We start from the raw sequence: 14,568 nt of genomic DNA on the forward strand, positions 1-14,568 counted from the left end.
CATCGCTTTTTCTAACGGTTGCGTCCGTTAGATGTCCGAGGACAAGTTAACGGATGCAACCGTTAGAAAGCAACGGGGTGCGTCACTTCCCGGTGAGGGCCGCGACGACCTCCTCCGCGACGCGGACGGCGCTCGCCGGATTCTGGCCGGTCACCAGCCGGCCGTCGCGGACCGCGTGCCCGGTGAAGTCCGGGGCCGCCGAGTGCAGGGCGCCCCGCTCGGTGAGCGCGTCGGCCAGCAGGAACGGCACCACCCCGGTGAGGCCGACGGCGGCCTCCTCGGCGTTGGTGAAGGCGGCGACCCGCCTGCCCGAGACCAGGTGGGAGCCGTCCGAGAGCGTGACGTCCACCAGCGCGGACGGGCCGTGGCAGACCGCGGCCACCACTCCGCCGCGCTCGTAGACCGCCCGCGCCACCCGGGCGACGTCCTCGTCGCCGGGGAAGTCCCACATGGTCCCGTGGCCGCCCGCGAAGAACACCGCGTCGTATCCGGCCGGGTCGACGTCCGCGAGCCGCGGGGTCTTCCGCAGTTCCTCGCCGAAGGCCTCGGTGAACTCCCGCTGCACGGGGTCGGCGGGGTCGTGGCCGTCCTGCGGGGGCTCGCCGCCCGCGATGCTGGCCAGCTCGACCTCGAAGCCGGCCTTCCGGAAGACCTCCCACGGCTGGGCGGCCTCCGAGACGTAGAACCCGGTGGTCCGGCCGGTGTCGCCGAGGCGGTCGTGGCTGGTCAGAACGGTGAGGATGCGCTTTGCCGTAGAAGTCATGGCAAGAGCATCACCGCTCACCCGCCATCACGACAAATAGCCGAAGGCATGTCATGTCATCATGAATGTGATGGCAGGATCGGTGGGTGACCGTATCGCTCGACCTGCTCCGCACCTTCCTCGCCGTACACCGCACCGGGTCCGTCACCGCCGCCGCCCACACGCTCGGGCTGTCCCAGCCCGCAGTGAGCGCGCAGGTCAAGGCGCTGGAGGCGGCGCTGGACCGCAGGCTGTTCGACCGCCTCCCGCGCGGCGTCGCCCCCACCCCGGCGGCCGACGAGCTGGCCCGGCGGCTCGCGGCGCCCCTCGACGCGCTGGAGGAGGCGGTCGCAGCCGATCTGGACCCGGGGGCGTCGGCCCGCGCGGTGCACCTGGGCGGCCCGGCCGAGCTGGTCTCCACCCGGGTCGTGCACGTGCTCGCACCCCTGGTCGCCCGCGGGCTGCGGCTCCGCGTCGAGCTGGGACTGGCCGACGACCTGCTGGACCGGCTCGCCGCCGGCGCGCTCGACCTGGTGGTCTCCGCGGTCCGCCCGCGCCGCCGCGGCGTGCACGCGACGCCCCTGGTGGACGAGGAGTTCGTCCTGGTGGCGGCTCCCCACTGGGCCGCCCGCGCCGGCCTTCCCGGCTCGTCCCCTCCGGTACCGGGGAGCACGGCACCGGAGGGTCCGGGAACGGCCGCGGGTCCGGGAACGGCCGCGATGCCGGGAACAGGCGGGGGCACGGGCGGAGGCGAGGGCACGGGCGTCGCGCGGGTCCCGGAGGCGCTCCGGCTGGCCGGGGTCCCGGTGGTCGCCTACGCGGAGGACCTCCCGGTCATCCGGCGATACTGGCGCACGGTGTTCGGGACCCGGCCGGCGATGTCCGCCGCCCTGGTCATGCCGGACCTGCGCGGGGTGCGCGGTGCGGTCGTGGCGGGCGCCGGGATGTCGGTTCTGCCGCTCTACCTGTGCGAGGACGAGCTGGCCGCGGGGACGCTCGTCCGGCTGGCCGAACCCGAGCTGCCGCCGATCAACACGCTGTTCCTGGCGGTGAGGGAGGGGGCGGCGGCGCAGCGGGCGGTGGCGGCCGTCCGCGACCACCTGCTCCGCTGGGGCCGGTCGGCGAGGTAGTCCGTGCGGACCGGAGGCCGGACCGGCGCAGCCCGCACGGTGGTCAGCCGGCCCGATGCTGCCGGTAGTGGCGGGCGGCGCGGGCGCGGTTGCCGCAGCCGACCGAGCACCACTCCTGGCGTCCGTGCTCCTTGATGAAATACAGCACGCAGCGCGGAGCCGGGCAGGTGCGGAGCCGCTCGCGCTCCGGCCCGGCCAGCAGGGAGATCACCGCCGAGGCGAGTGCGGCGCGGACGCGGGAGGACTCGTCCGTCCCGCCCGCCGGGACGTTCACCGCGAACGGGGAGCCGTCCTCGGGCCATTCCAGCCGGGGCGCCGACGGCACGGCCAGCGCCGCGGCGTTGACCAGGTCGAGCGAGGCGGCGAAGTCCGGCAGGCGATCGGCGTCGGCGGCGCTCGGCGGGCCGGGTGCCACGGCCCTGGCGAACAGGGCGCGTGCCGCCTGCCGGAGCTCGACCACCTCGCGCCGGAGATCGTCGGCGGCGGTGAAGTCCGGGCCGAGCCCCAGCTCCGCGGCGTGCGCCCGGCCCCACCCGGTCATCCCCGGGAGGTCCGAGAGCGCGTCCACCAGGCCGCTCCTGGTCGCGCGGACGGTGCTGACGAACTCCAGAGCCAACATGCCCCGACTCTAACGCCCGGAGCCGTTAGGGCCGCCGTGCCGACCCGGCCACCGCCGGACCGCGCCGTCATCGCCGGGCGGCCCGGACTCCCGTGCGATCACCGCCGGACCGCACGGGCGATGACTGCGACGAACCCCGCGCAGGCCAGGCCGCCCAGGACGACCGGGAGCATGACGCCCGGGTGCAGGCTCGGCACGCTGAGGTAGAGGATGCCGACGGTCAGGAAGAGCAGGCCGCTGAGCAGGGCCATCCAGTCGGTCCGGTGCCACCGGCCGGGGCGGTCCGCCCCGGACCCGGGCTCGGGCCGGAGCCCGGGTCGCGTCTCAGGCCGCACGGCGCACCTCCACGTCTCCGACGCCCGCCCTGACGTTCAGCACGATGGTCGCCACCTCGCCCTCCGGCGGCACCTCGGGTTCCAGCACCCTCTCGTGGTGGATGTCGGCGCCGCCCTGCACCACATGGTCGATCTTGACGTCGCCGAGCTTGGAGTATCCGTCCACCTCGGCCCGGACCGTGGGAGGGAGGATGACGGTGATCTCGCCGACCGACACCGTGGCCTCGACGACGGTCCGTGAGCCCGGCGGGAACGTCAGGTCGCCGAGATCCAGCCGGCCCTCCCCGACGCCCACCTCGTAGGTGCGGGAGAGCTGCGAGACCGATGCCGGGACCCAGTCGTAGGTGCCGAACTTCTTCGGGACGTCGCTCACCGCCGATCCCACCACCAGGGAGAGCGCGACGACGGTGCCCGCCGCAACCAGGGCGGCGCCCCGCCCGAACCAGGCGGCGACGATGAGCCCGGCGCCGATGGTGACGAGTGCGGCGGCGCCGACAGAGGTCATGTTGACCGAGCCGGTAGCGGACTGGACCGCCATGATGATGCCTCCAACGATCACGGCCAGGAACATCGTGACGACCCCGACGAAAGCCCTCGGCGGCTTCGGCCGGGGCGCCGGTCGCGGCGGCGGGCCGTACCCGGCGAGGTCGAAGGAGGCGGCGCCGTACGGCGACGGCCGCCTGCGGGGGTCCAGCGGCCGGTAGGGCCCGTGCGGGGCGAAGGGCGCGCCGGAGGAGTCGAACGAGGGCACGGCCGTGCGGCGCGAGCCCGTCGGCGGGCCCGACACCGGGACGCCGTGCGGCGGGGCGTCCGTGCGCGGGACGTCCCGCGGCGCGTCGTACGTGGCGGGGAAGGCCGGGGCCGGGGCCTCGTGCGGCCGGGGGCCCGATGCCTCGTGCGCCGGGGTGTCGTGCGGTGATGTCTCGTGCGCCGGGGCGTCGTACGGCGGTGTCTCGTGCGGCGGTGTCTCGTGCGGCGGGAGGGGGAGGCGGGCGGTGACGCCGGCTCCCGCCGGGACCGCTCCGGCCGGAGCGGTCCCGGGCGCGCGGGTCTCCGCACGGGTCTCCTCAGCGGAGGCCTGACCGGTCTCCGCACGGGTCTCCTCCGCGGAGGTCCGGCCGGTTTCGGCGCGGGCCTGCGCCGCGGCCATCCGGGCTTTCGCCGCCGCGATCGCCTCCTCGACGGCGCTGCTCCGCTCCGCCGGCCGAGACGGGGCGTCCGGCGCCTGCGCGTACGGCGTCCCGTGGGGCGGCCTGGTCCCCGGATACGGCTCGGCCTGGTAAGGCTGCGCGCCCTCGGGCGGCCGGGTCCCCGCGTGCGGATCACCGGCTCCCGGCGGGGAGTACGGGAGTCCGGCGGACGGGAAGGCGGGCGGCTCCTCGGTGCGGGGCGCGACCCGGCGGCTGCCGCGGAGCCGCTCGGGCACGGACCGGGTCAGGGCCAGCAGGTCGACCCCGCGCGAGTGGGCCGCGAGGAGCGCGACCGCGAACAGGGTGCCCGCCACCACGCTGGGAGTGCCGATGCCGCCGGAGCTCACGTTGACGATCAGCCCGAAGGCGAAGACCGCGGCCAGCAGGGTCAGGACGGTCTCGCCGTCGAAGTCGCGCCGGGTCCACTGCTCCAGGTGGCCCGGACCGCCGTTCGGCTCCCGCATCAGCAGGAAGGCCGCGATGTAGAGCATGATCCCGGCGCCCGAGGCGAACACCAGCATGGCGAAGCCGACCCGGAACAGCACCGGGTCCACTCCGGAGTGGTGTCCCAGGCCCGAGCAGACGCCGGTCAGCATGCGGCCCTCGTCGTCGCGCCGGAGCCGCCGCCGTCCGTCCGCGCTCTCACCCACGCCGGTGGCGGTGGCGGTGGCGGACGGCGAGTCGGGCGGGGTGCTCGCCGGGCCCTGGGGGCTACCGGTGTCGTTCATGTTCTCATCGTGGCCCCTGCGCGGGCCCGGCCGCATCCGGGACACCCCTGAGTCGTCCCCGAGGGGCGCGCCCTTTCTCAGGGGCGGGTCAGGGGGACGCCCGATGCGCCGGGCGCCGCGGGCATGTGACGATGCTGGCGATGTGGTTCTTCCGCCCCCTTCGGGGGGCGGCCTCTCGCCCTCCCCGGCCGAGGCCGGCGACGGCCGGACCCCGGCCGGTGGAACGGCGTGAGCTCTACTCGAGAGGAGCGACGGCGCCCGCCGCCGGCCGGACGACCGGCGGCGGGCGCCGGGAATCCGATGGCTGACCGACAGACGACGCGCGGACCCGCCGCGGACACGACATCCCCGCAGGTCCAGGATCCTCAGGGCGCGGTGCCCGCGGCCGCCGAGGGGCCGGAGGGACCCGGCTTCCCCCGGCTCGTGCGGCCGGTGGAGGGGCGCCTGGTGGCCGGAGTGGCCCAGGGGGCCGCCGCCCAGCTGGGGCTCGACCCGGTCGTGCTGCGGCTGGCCTTCGTGCTGCTCACCGTGCTGGACGGGATCGGCGCCGTGGCGTACGCGGCGCTGTGGATGTTCACCTCGCGCGTGCCGTACGAGGGCAGGGAGCCCGCGCGGGACTGGAGCCAGGTCACCGCCTACGGCGCGATCGGCCTGGCGCTGCTGGCGCTGGGCTGGCTCACCGGCGCCTCGACGGGCGGGATCGGCGCGTGGCCGATCGCGGCCGGCGGCATCGGCTCGCTGATCCTGTGGCAGCAGGCCGACCCGGACCGGCGGCAGCGCTGGATGGACTCCACCGTCGGGCAGGCGCGCAAGAACCGGGTGCGCACGTTCGCGGGCCTGGTGCTCGTCGTCATCGGCGCGATCGGGTTCCTCGCCGCGAACAACGAGCTGGGCAAGGCCCGTCCCGGCATCGTGTTCACGCTCGTGGTCGTGGGCGGGGTCGCGCTCATCGCGGCCCCCTGGCTGGCGGGCCTGTGGAAGGAGCTGCAGCGGGAGCGCCGCGAGCGCATCCGGCAGGAGGAGCGGGCGGAGTTCGCCGCGCACGTCCATGACTCCGTGCTGCACACGCTGACGCTGATCCAGCGCAACGCGCACGACTCCCGCGAGGTGGCGCGGCTGGCCCGCTCCCAGGAGCGCGAGCTGCGCAACTGGCTCTACCAGCCCCAGCAGGACGCCGACGCGTCGGTGGCCGCGGCGGTGCGGCGGGTCGCGGCCGAGGAGGAGGACTCCCACGGGGTGCCGATCGAGGTCGTCTGCGTGGGAGACTGCCCGCTGACGCCGGAATTGTCGTCGATGGTGCAGGCGGCCCGGCAGGCGATGGTCAACGCCGCGAAATACTCCGGGTCTCCGGTCGTCTCCGTCTACGCGGAGGTGGAGCCGGGGGAGGTCACGGTCTTCGTCCGGGACCGGGGCGTCGGGTTCGACATGAGCGAGGTGCCCGAGGACCGGCTGGGCATCCGCCAGTCGATCATCGGCAGGATGGAGCGCAACGGGGGCAGCGCCCGCGTGCGGACCGAACCGGGCGAGGGTACGGAAGTCATGCTGACGATGAAGATCGAGGGCTCGTGAGCCGCACGCGGCCGGGAACCCCGGAGGTCCCGGAGCCGGGGCCGGGCGGAGCGAGCGAGGAGCGGTGAGGGAGCACATGGGCGCCATCAAGGTTCTGATCGTCGACGACCACCGGTTGTTCCGGTCCGGCGTCCGCGCCGAGCTGGGCGACGCGGTGGAGGTGATCGGGGAGGCCGAGGACGTGGAGTCGGCGGTGCGGACGATCGCCGAGCTCCAGCCCGACGTGGTCCTGCTCGACGTGCACATGCCCGGCGGCGGCGGACAGGAGGTGCTCCGCCGCGTCCTGGGTTCCGGCTCGCAGGTCCGCTTCCTCGCGCTGTCGGTGTCCGACGCCGCCGAGGACGTCATCGGCGTGATCCGCGGCGGCGCCCGGGGCTACGTCACCAAGACCATCAGCGGCCGGGAGCTCACCGACGCGATCCGCCGGGTGGCGGACGGGGACGCGGTCTTCTCCCCGCGGCTGGCCGGGTTCGTGCTGGACGCCTTCGCCTCCTCCGAGGCCCCGGCGATCGACCCCGAGCTGGACTCGCTGACCCAGCGGGAGCGGGAGGTCCTGCGGCTGATCGCCCGGGGCTACGCCTACAAGGAGATCGCCAAGGAGCTGTTCATCTCGGTCAAGACCGTGGAGACCCACGTCTCCTCCGTCCTGCGCAAGCTCCAGCTCTCCAACCGCCACGAGCTCTCCCGCTGGGCCACAGCCCGCAGACTGGTCTGACGGTTCCGCCGGGACCCTCCCGGACGGATTGGGCCCTTCCGGGCGGTCTGGAACCCTCCAGGCGGTCTGGATCCTTCCGACGGTCTGGATTCTTCCGGACGGTCTGGGCCCTTCCGGACGGTCTGGGCCCGTTAGGAGCCCGGACGGTCCGGGCCGGTCAGCCCTCCCGCATGACGGCGAGGAAGTGCGAGACCTCGGAGCGGAGCAGCTCGGCCGTGCGCGCCAGGCCCCGGGCGTCGGCCCCCAGGCCTTCCCCGGCTGCGTGGTCCTCCCCTGCTCCGCGACGTCGCCGGACCCCGTCGCCCTGCCCCGTCCCGCCGCTGCCGCCGTCGACGGCGGCGGCGATGGCGTGGGCGAGGGTGTCCATGTCGCGGACGGTCCGGCCGATGGTCTCGATGACGTCGATGCCCTCCCTGGCCGCGGACTGGGCCGAGGCGACCTGGTGGGCGATCTGCCCGGTCGCGTCGGCGGTCTGGGTGGCGAGCTGCTTGACCTCCGAGGCGACGACCGCGAAGCCCCGGCCGGCCTCCCCGGCGCGGGCGGCCTCGATGGTGGCGTTGAGCGAGAGCAGCCGCGTCTGCCCGGCGACCTGGGAGATCAGGGTGACGACCTGCTGGATCTCCTTGGAGGAGTCCTCCATCAGGCCGACCGCCTCCTTGGCGGACTCCGCCTCGCGCACCGAGGCCGAGGCCGAGGCCGCCAGGCTGGCCGCGGAGGTGCTCAGCTCGGTGGAGGCGGCGGCGACCTGCTCGGCCACCGACATGACCGTCGACTCGAACTCGTCGGCGAGCCGCAGCCGGGTCTGCCCGGCCGCGGCGGCGCGGGCCGCGGACTCGGCCATGGTCACGCGGGCGCGGTTGATGGCCTCGGCGCTGGTGCGGAACGATCCGGGCATGCCCTCCAGCAGGAACTGCCGGTGGAAGCGGCCCTCGCTGGCGGCCTGCAGGGATGCCGCGGCCTCCCTGACGAAGGCGTCCATGCGGTCGATCATGCGGTTGAGCTCGTGCCTGAGCTCGACCAGCTCCGGGTGCTCCTCGCTGCCGGGGACGTGGCGGACCCGGGTCTCGAAGTCGCCGGCCGCGCCCAGCCTGCACACCCGCAGCATCTCGGCCACGGCCTCGCCGACGACCGCGGAGTCCGGCGGTTCGGCGGCGGCGTTCCGCTTCTCCCGGCCCGGCAGGGCGATCATCGCGCCGCCCCCTGTCCGGCCAGCGACCACACGAACTCCTCGTACGACATGTTCTGCTCCTCGAGAGTCCGCTCCAGCAGCGCCGTGCCAGCGGCGACGGCTTCGGCGGGACGTGCGTGGCGCCGCTCCTCGGCGACCAGCGACGCGTACAGCGGCTCGACCCGCCGCAGAGCGCTCCTGGAGGGGACCCTCCGGTTGGAGTGGTAGCCCACGACCTGTCCGCGGGCACCCGTGCTCGGGGTGACGTGCGCGAACACCCAGTAGTGGGCCCCGTCGCCGGCGAGGTTCACGATGTAGGCGAAGATCTCCCGCCCCTGCTTGAGGGTCTCCCAGAGCAGGGCGAAGACGCAGCGGGGCATGTCCGGGTGGCGGATCATGTTGTGCGGGCGGCCCAGCATCTCGTCCTCGGGATAGGCGGAGACCCGGAGGAAGACGTCGTTGGCGTAGGTGATGCGTCCCTGCAGGTCGGTCTTGGTGACGATGATCTCGCCGGGGTCGAACGTGCGCTCCACCCCGGTCGGCCGGAGCCCGCTGGCTCGCATTCCGCTGTCTCCGTGTGTCTGGGAACCCGCTCCCGGCCGTCGTCGGGAGCCCGCCCCCGACAGATGCTCCGGAGGCCTGCTCCCTGAGGATCGGCCGGTCGCCCGCTGAGCTGAGTGCCGTCGGGGTGAGGCAGGTCACACTCCTGGCCGCCGCCGGGAGCCGCGCAGTACGCCGTGGCGATGACCTGCGAATCCGCCGGAAGGCTGATGCCGCACTTCCTGCGGCGACTTAGTCTGAGGGCCGGTGACCACCAGGGGGTGAGCGATGCGCAGGACGGTCCGCGAGATCGGCTGGGCCGTACGGGGTGCCTGCCGGGGGAGCGATCCCGAGCTGTTCTTCCCGGTGGCGTCCTCGCCTGAGCAGGAGGAGCGGGCCAAGGCGGTCTGCGCCGGATGCCCGGTGCTGGCCGACTGCCGGGCCTACGCCGTACGGGCGGGGGAACCGGAGGGGATCTGGGGCGGGCTCACCGTGCGCGAGCGGCGCGGGCTGCGGTTCCCGCCGGGATGGCGGCGCGCCGCGGGCTGACCGGCCGGCGCGTAGGGTCGGACCCGGAGCGAGAGGGGACGGGATGTGCGCGGTGAACGGGGGGCCTGCGGCGGTGCCGGCAGCCGGGGGGAGCGGGGGGCCTGCGGCCGCCGGAGGGAGCCGCGAGGGGGCGACGGCGCTGGCCGGGGCGGTGGCCGTGCTGGCGGCGGCCAACGTGCTCAACAACCGCATGGCGCCGCGCCTGGCGCCGCTGACCTCAGCCGCGGCCACCGGTGCGCTGCTGGCCCTGGCCCGCCGGTCCGGTCTCTCCTGGACGGAGCTCGGCTTCACCGAGGGCCGCCGCGGCCTGCGGATCGGCGGCGCGCTCGCCGCCGCCGTCGCCGTCGCCTACGGTGCGGGCATCGCGATCCCCGCCACCCGCCGGTTCTTCCGCGACGAGCGGGCCCTCTCCCTGTCCCGCGCCCGCGCGCTGGAGGAGGCCCTGCTCCAGGTCCCGGTCGGCACGGTCCTGCTGGAGGAGGTCGGCTTCCGCGGCGTGCTGTACGGCCTGCTCGCCCGTTCCCACGGGACGCCCGCGGCCGTCGCCGTCTCCTCGGCCCTGTTCGGGCTCTGGCACGTGCTCCCGGCGATCGACATGGCCGCGGCCAACCCCGCGCTGAGCGCCCTGGCCGCGGGTGAGGCGCCCGGCGGGGCCGCACCGGGGGCCCCCGCCTCTGCGTCTGCCTCCGCGTCCGCCTCCGCGTCCGCCTCCGCCTCCGCCTCCGTCGGAGTCGCTCGCCCGCCGGAGGCCGCCGGCACCCCGTCGGTTCCGGCAGCGCCGTCCGCTCCGGCGCCTCCGGTGGCCCCGGAGCCGCCGGCAGCGCCGTCCGCGGCGGACACGGCCCGGGTGGTGGCCGGTTCGGTGGTCTCCACCGGGATCGCGGGGGCGCTCTTCTGCGGGCTGCGCCGGCGGGGCGGTCTGGCGGCCCCCGCGCTGCTCCACGTCGCCACCAACTCGCTGGGCTATCTGTTCGCCCGGATCGCCCCCGGGGAGCCGCCTCCCCGGTGAGGCGTCATCCGGTCGGTGCGCCGCACGTCAGCGTCCGCGGCGAGCTCAGAGCCGCCTCCCCGGTGAAGGCGCTACCGCGCGGCGGGGGAGAAGCGACCCCGGGCCACCAGTTCGACGGTGACCAGCACGGCCACCGCCTCGGCGGCCAGCAGCGCGACCAGGACGACGAGCTGGACCACGCCGGCGTGCAGCGGATCGGCCCCGCCGAGCAGCATGCCGACGAACGCCCCCGGCAGGGTGACCAGGCCCACGGTCCTGGTCTGGTCCAGCGCGGGCACCAGCGCCTGGGCCGCCGCCGGACGGCAGATCTCCAGGGCCGCGTCCCGGCCGGAGAAGCCGAGCGAGAGCGCCGCCTCGACCTCGCCGCGCCGCTGGGTCAGCTCGTCGACCGCGCGCCTGCCCGCCAGCGCCGTGGCCGTCAGGCAGCCGCCCAGCAGGATGCCCGCGACCGGGATCAGCGCGATGCCCTCGGGCGGGACGGTCCCGGTGCCGGTCAGCAACAGGAAGACCGGCAGGGTTCCCGTCCCGATGGGCACGGCCGCCCACCAGGCGGTCGCCCCGGAGGTGATCCGGCGTCCCGCCGTCAGACTCGCCACGCCGTACATGACCAGGACGAAGGCGGCCGCCGCCGCCGGTCGCTCGACGGCCCACACGATGACCAGTGAGACCGCGCCGAGCTGCGCGGCGGCGCGCAGGCACGCGGTGAGCACGGCCCGGCCGTGCCCGAGGCGGCCGAGCAGGGCGACGGCGGCGCCCGCGAGGGCGAGGGCGACGACAACGGCGGCGGTGGCCGGGGACAGGGCGATGGTGCTCACGGGCAAGAGCATGTCCTACCGGCGGGCGGGCTGAGCCGGACGGGCGGGACGGGCCGGGGCGGTGGGCGGGACAGGCCGGAGCGGTGGGCGGGACGGGCCGGGGCGGTGGGCGGGACAGGGGGCGCGAAGGGGCCGCGGGACGGGGGAACTAGATGGGAGGGACCGCGGGACGGGGTAACGGCGCGGGGAGGGACCGGGAGGCGGGGTGGGGAGGGACCGTGGGACCGGGAGGGCGGGGCGCCGTCAGGTGGTGACGACCCGCTTGAAGGGTTCGGCGTAGCGGTCGGCGCCGAACCCGGCGTGCTGCGCCATGAGGGCGAAGCGCTCCCTGAGGGCGTCCTCCAGGCCCTGGACGTGGCCGGTCTGGCTCTTGTGCGCGCGCAGCGCCGCGAGCTTGCGCCCGAAGGTCTCGGTGACGTCCACGTAGTGGTCCGGCGTCTCGTGCCCGTTCAGCCAGACCTCGCGCACCGTCCAGGCCGCGAGGCCCTCGTCCTGCAGCAGTTCGGGGAAGGCGTAGGGGTTGCGGGCGTCGGGGTAGACGGCGTCCAGGGCGGCACCGCCGACGGCCCGGTGATCGGGGTGGCTGGGGGCGATGAAGGAGTAGTTGCGCTCGGGCGTGTGGGTGATCACCAGGTCGGGGCGGACCTGGCGGACGACCCGGGCGATGTCGCGCCGCAGGTCCAGGCTCTGCTCCACGGTCCCGTCGCGGTAACCGAGGAACCGCACGTCCCGCACGCCCACGATCTCCGCGGCGGCGCGCTGCTCGGCCCGGCGGAGTTCGGCCATGCCGCCGTTGTCCAGCGCGCGGTCGGAACCGCCCGCGTCGCCGTCGGTCACCACGCAGTAGACCACCTCGACACCCCGGTCGGTGAACCGCGCGATGGTCGCCGCGGCGGCGAAGTCGACGTCGTCCGGGTGCGCGGTCACCGCGAGCACCCGGCTGATCTCGTTCTCGGGGAGCATGTGGGCCCTTCCTGCCTTCGGTTCCTCCGGCCGGCACCGTGATCGGCGTCCCGCCCGACCGTGACAACCGTCCGCGCGCCCCCCGGCATTCCTCATCCGGCCGTGACGGCCGTCCGCGCGCCCCCCGGCATTCCTCATCCGGCCGTGACGACCGTCCGTACCCCGGTGTTCCTCGCCCGGGTGTGGACCCGGTTGTCGGTGAGCCGCCTTAACCTAGGGAGGTGCCGATCCCAGCCGATTCCCTGACCCACCCGCTGCTCGACGGGCTCAACCCCCAGCAGCGCGAGGCCGTCGTGCACCACGGCAGCCCGCTGCTCATCGTGGCGGGCGCCGGTTCGGGCAAGACGCGGGTGCTGACCCACCGCGTCGCCTACCTGCTGGCCGAGCGGGGCGTGCATCCGCAGGAGATCCTGGCGATCACCTTCACGAACAAGGCCGCCAAGGAGATGAAGGAGCGGGTCGACCGGCTGGTCGGGCCCCGCTCCGCGGCGATGTGGGTGATGACCTTCCACAGCGCGTGCGTGCGGATCCTGCGGCGCGAGGCCAAGCGGCTGGGTTTCCCCTCCGGCTTCTCCATCTACGACCAGGCCGACGCCCAGCGGCTCATGGCCATGGTCTGCCGGGAGATGGACCTCGATCCCAAGCGCTACCCGCCGCGCTCCTTCTCCGCCCAGGTCAGCAACTTCAAGAACGAGCTCGTCGACTACGAGACGGCGGCGGCCCAGGCGGCCACGCACATGGAGCGCACGCTCGCCGAGGCCTACAAGCTCTACCAGCAGCGGCTGACCGAGGCCGGCGCGATGGACTTCGACGACCTGATCATGCTGACGGTCACGCTGCTGCAGATCTTCCCCGAGGTGGCCGAGCACTACCGCCGCCGCTGGCGGCACGTCATGGTCGACGAGTACCAGGACACCAACCACGCCCAGTACACCCTGATCAGGGAACTCGTCGGCCGCCCCGAGCTGCGCACCGCCGACGGCGACCTGGTCCGGGAGGGCACGTCCGGCATCGCCCCGGCCGAGCTGTGCGTGGTGGGCGACGCCGACCAGTCGATCTACGCCTTCCGGGGCGCGACGATCCGCAACATCCTGGAGTTCGAGCGCGACTACCCGGACGCGAAGACGATCCTGCTGGAGCAGAACTACCGCTCCACCCAGACGATCCTGTCCGCGGCCAACGCGGTGATCTCGCGCAACGAGAGCCGCAAGCCCAAGAATCTCTGGTCCGACCAGGGGGCCGGACCGAAGATCGTCGGCTACGTGGCCGACGACGAGCACGACGAGGCCATGTTCGTCGCGCAGGAGGTCGACCGGCTCACCGACACCGAGGACGTGGTCCCCGGCCAGGTGGCCGTGTTCTACCGGACCAACGCCGCCTCCCGCGTCTTCGAGGAGACGTTCATCCGGACCGGCCTGCCGTACAAGGTGGTGGGCGGGGTGCGCTTCTACGAGCGCAAGGAGGTCCGCGACCTGCTGGCCTACCTGCGGGTGCTGGCCAACCCCGGTGACGTCGTCTCGCTGCGCCGCATCCTCAACGTGCCCAAGCGCGGCATCGGGGACCGGGCCGAGGCGATGGTGGAGGCGTTCGCGGCGCGCGAGCGCATCCCGTTCGCCGACGCGCTGCGCCGGGCGGACGAGGCGCCGGGCATGGCCACCCGCTCGCTCAAGGCGATCAGGGACTTCGTCGCGCTCCTGGACGACCTGTCGGTCAAGGCCGAGGGCATGCCGCCGTCGGCGCTGGCCCAGGAGGTGCTGGTGACCACCGGCTACCGGGCGGAGCTGGAGAACTCCGACGACCCGCAGGACGAGAGCCGCCTGGAGAACCTGGACGAGCTGGTCTCGGTGGCCTCGGAGTTCGAGGAGGCCAGCCCCGAGGGCACGCTCGTGGAGTTCCTGGAGCAGGTCTCGCTGGTGGCCGACGCCGACCAGATCCCGGCGGAGGACGGCGGGCAGGGCGTGGTCACGCTGATGACCCTGCACACGGCCAAGGGCCTGGAGTTCCCGGTGGTCTTCCTCACCGGCATGGAGGACGGCGTCTTCCCGCACATGCGCTCCCTCGGCGAGCCGAAGGAGCTGGAGGAGGAGCGCCGCCTGGCCTACGTCGGCATCACCCGCGCCGAGCAGCGCCTGTACGTCTCGCGGGCGGCGGTCCGCAGCTCGTGGGGCTCCCCGTCGTTCAACCCGGCCTCCCGCTTCGTCTCCGAGATCCCGTCCGAGCTGGTCGACTGGCGCAGCGACCCGAAGAAGAACGCCTGGACCGCCGCGACCCGCCGCGAGCCCTCCCGTACGGCCCCCGCCCGCAAGCCCGGCGGCCGGAAGATCCCCGACCTCTCTCCGGGGGACCGCGTCACCCACGACCAGTACGGCCTGGGCACGGTCGTCTCGGTCGACGGCGACAAGGCGAAGGTCGACTTCGGCAGCGGCGGGGCCAAGACCCTGATGCTGGCCTACGCGCCGCTGGAGAAGCTCTGATCTCGGTCCTTCTACGGCTTGC

General features: G+C 74.5%; 14 protein-coding genes. 6 read left to right on the plus strand and 8 right to left on the minus strand.

The annotated features are described in order from the left end of the window. Positions 1–82 precede the first annotated feature (82 nt). Positions 83–763, minus strand: a complete 681-nt coding sequence (locus IEZ07_RS07160) for a type 1 glutamine amidotransferase domain-containing protein (protein WP_191894022.1) — start codon at positions 761–763, stop codon at positions 83–85. Between the two features lie 86 nt (positions 764–849). On the opposite strand from IEZ07_RS07160, the gene IEZ07_RS07165 reads away from it, so the two are divergent. Then, positions 850–1,872: a LysR family transcriptional regulator gene (locus IEZ07_RS07165; protein WP_191894023.1), complete on the plus strand. Its 1,023-nt coding sequence runs from the start codon at positions 850–852 to the stop codon at positions 1,870–1,872. Between the two features lie 43 nt (positions 1,873–1,915). Here IEZ07_RS07165 and IEZ07_RS07170 read toward each other — a convergent pair whose 3' ends face one another. The 3 genes from IEZ07_RS07170 to IEZ07_RS07180 form a co-directional block, all read right to left on the minus strand. Then, on the minus strand, positions 1,916–2,491 hold the full coding sequence (locus IEZ07_RS07170) for a CGNR zinc finger domain-containing protein (protein WP_191894024.1): 576 nt from the start codon (positions 2,489–2,491) through the stop codon (positions 1,916–1,918). Positions 2,492–2,589: 98 nt separating this feature from the next. Continuing rightward, positions 2,590–2,826 carry a hypothetical protein gene (locus IEZ07_RS07175; protein ID WP_068896632.1) on the minus strand — a complete coding sequence of 79 codons (237 nt, stop codon included), beginning with the start codon at positions 2,824–2,826 and terminating at the stop codon, positions 2,590–2,592. Further along, the gene (locus IEZ07_RS07180; RefSeq protein ID WP_191894025.1) at positions 2,816–4,744 is read right to left on the minus strand and encodes a PspC domain-containing protein; all 1,929 of its coding nucleotides are present in this window, start codon (positions 4,742–4,744) and stop codon (positions 2,816–2,818) included. The genes IEZ07_RS07175 and IEZ07_RS07180 overlap by 11 nt, the downstream gene beginning before the upstream one ends. Before the next feature lie 300 nt (positions 4,745–5,044). Between IEZ07_RS07180 and IEZ07_RS07185 the strand changes: the two genes are divergently transcribed. Continuing rightward, complete coding sequence (locus IEZ07_RS07185; protein WP_191894026.1) at positions 5,045–6,313, plus strand: ATP-binding protein; 1,269 nt, start codon at positions 5,045–5,047, stop codon at positions 6,311–6,313. 76 nt (positions 6,314–6,389) lie between these two features. Next, positions 6,390–7,028: a response regulator gene (locus tag IEZ07_RS07190; RefSeq protein WP_068896635.1), complete on the plus strand. Its 639-nt coding sequence runs from the start codon at positions 6,390–6,392 to the stop codon at positions 7,026–7,028. Between the two features lie 157 nt (positions 7,029–7,185). Here IEZ07_RS07190 and IEZ07_RS07195 read toward each other — a convergent pair whose 3' ends face one another. Beyond that, on the minus strand, positions 7,186–8,247 hold the full coding sequence (locus IEZ07_RS07195) for a methyl-accepting chemotaxis protein (RefSeq protein ID WP_191894027.1): 1,062 nt from the start codon (positions 8,245–8,247) through the stop codon (positions 7,186–7,188). Beyond that, positions 8,214–8,759 carry a PAS domain-containing protein gene (locus IEZ07_RS07200; protein ID WP_191894028.1) on the minus strand — a complete coding sequence of 182 codons (546 nt, stop codon included), beginning with the start codon at positions 8,757–8,759 and terminating at the stop codon, positions 8,214–8,216. The genes IEZ07_RS07195 and IEZ07_RS07200 overlap by 34 nt, the downstream gene beginning before the upstream one ends. A 265-nt stretch (positions 8,760–9,024) precedes the next feature. Here IEZ07_RS07200 and IEZ07_RS07205 point away from each other — a divergent pair, with 265 nt between their 5' ends. Continuing rightward, positions 9,025–9,285: a WhiB family transcriptional regulator gene (locus tag IEZ07_RS07205; protein WP_068896638.1), complete on the plus strand. Its 261-nt coding sequence runs from the start codon at positions 9,025–9,027 to the stop codon at positions 9,283–9,285. 52 nt (positions 9,286–9,337) lie between these two features. Beyond that, positions 9,338–10,294, plus strand: a complete 957-nt coding sequence (locus tag IEZ07_RS07210; RefSeq protein WP_239319546.1) for a CPBP family intramembrane glutamic endopeptidase — start codon at positions 9,338–9,340, stop codon at positions 10,292–10,294. A 71-nt stretch (positions 10,295–10,365) separates the two neighbouring features. Here the strand turns inward: IEZ07_RS07210 and IEZ07_RS07215 are convergent, their stop codons facing one another. Both IEZ07_RS07215 and IEZ07_RS07220 read right to left on the minus strand, forming a co-directional pair. Continuing rightward, on the minus strand, positions 10,366–11,109 hold the full coding sequence (locus tag IEZ07_RS07215; protein ID WP_204054275.1) for an ABC transporter permease: 744 nt from the start codon (positions 11,107–11,109) through the stop codon (positions 10,366–10,368). A 243-nt stretch (positions 11,110–11,352) separates the two neighbouring features. Then, positions 11,353–12,072, minus strand: coding sequence for a PIG-L deacetylase family protein (locus tag IEZ07_RS07220; protein ID WP_191894031.1), 720 nt, complete (start codon positions 12,070–12,072; stop codon positions 11,353–11,355). Between the two features lie 254 nt (positions 12,073–12,326). Between IEZ07_RS07220 and pcrA the strand changes: the two genes are divergently transcribed. Beyond that, positions 12,327–14,546 carry a DNA helicase PcrA gene (gene pcrA / locus IEZ07_RS07225; RefSeq protein WP_191894105.1) on the plus strand — a complete coding sequence of 740 codons (2,220 nt, stop codon included), beginning with the start codon at positions 12,327–12,329 and terminating at the stop codon, positions 14,544–14,546. The last annotated feature ends 22 nt before the right edge of the window (positions 14,547–14,568 follow it).

This window comes from Planomonospora parontospora, from assembly GCA_014647935.1.
Taxonomy (GTDB): Bacteria; Actinomycetota; Actinomycetes; order Streptosporangiales; family Streptosporangiaceae; genus Planomonospora; species Planomonospora parontospora.

Excerpts from the sequence above, each read along its gene's own strand:
- IEZ07_RS07160 (WP_191894022.1), bottom strand. The coding sequence starts at position 763 with ATGACTTCTACGGCAAAGCGCATCCTCACCGTTCTGACCAGCCACGAC.
- IEZ07_RS07170 (WP_191894024.1), bottom strand. The coding sequence starts at position 2,491 with ATGTTGGCTCTGGAGTTCGTCAGCACCGTCCGCGCGACCAGGAGCGGC.
- IEZ07_RS07180 (WP_191894025.1), bottom strand. The coding sequence starts at position 4,744 with ATGAACGACACCGGTAGCCCCCAGGGCCCGGCGAGCACCCCGCCCGAC.
- IEZ07_RS07185 (WP_191894026.1), top strand. The coding sequence starts at position 5,045 with ATGGCTGACCGACAGACGACGCGCGGACCCGCCGCGGACACGACATCC.
- IEZ07_RS07190 (WP_068896635.1), top strand. The coding sequence starts at position 6,390 with ATGGGCGCCATCAAGGTTCTGATCGTCGACGACCACCGGTTGTTCCGG.
- IEZ07_RS07200 (WP_191894028.1), bottom strand. The coding sequence starts at position 8,759 with ATGCGAGCCAGCGGGCTCCGGCCGACCGGGGTGGAGCGCACGTTCGAC.
- IEZ07_RS07205 (WP_068896638.1), top strand. The coding sequence starts at position 9,025 with ATGCGCAGGACGGTCCGCGAGATCGGCTGGGCCGTACGGGGTGCCTGC.
- IEZ07_RS07220 (WP_191894031.1), bottom strand. The coding sequence starts at position 12,072 with ATGCTCCCCGAGAACGAGATCAGCCGGGTGCTCGCGGTGACCGCGCAC.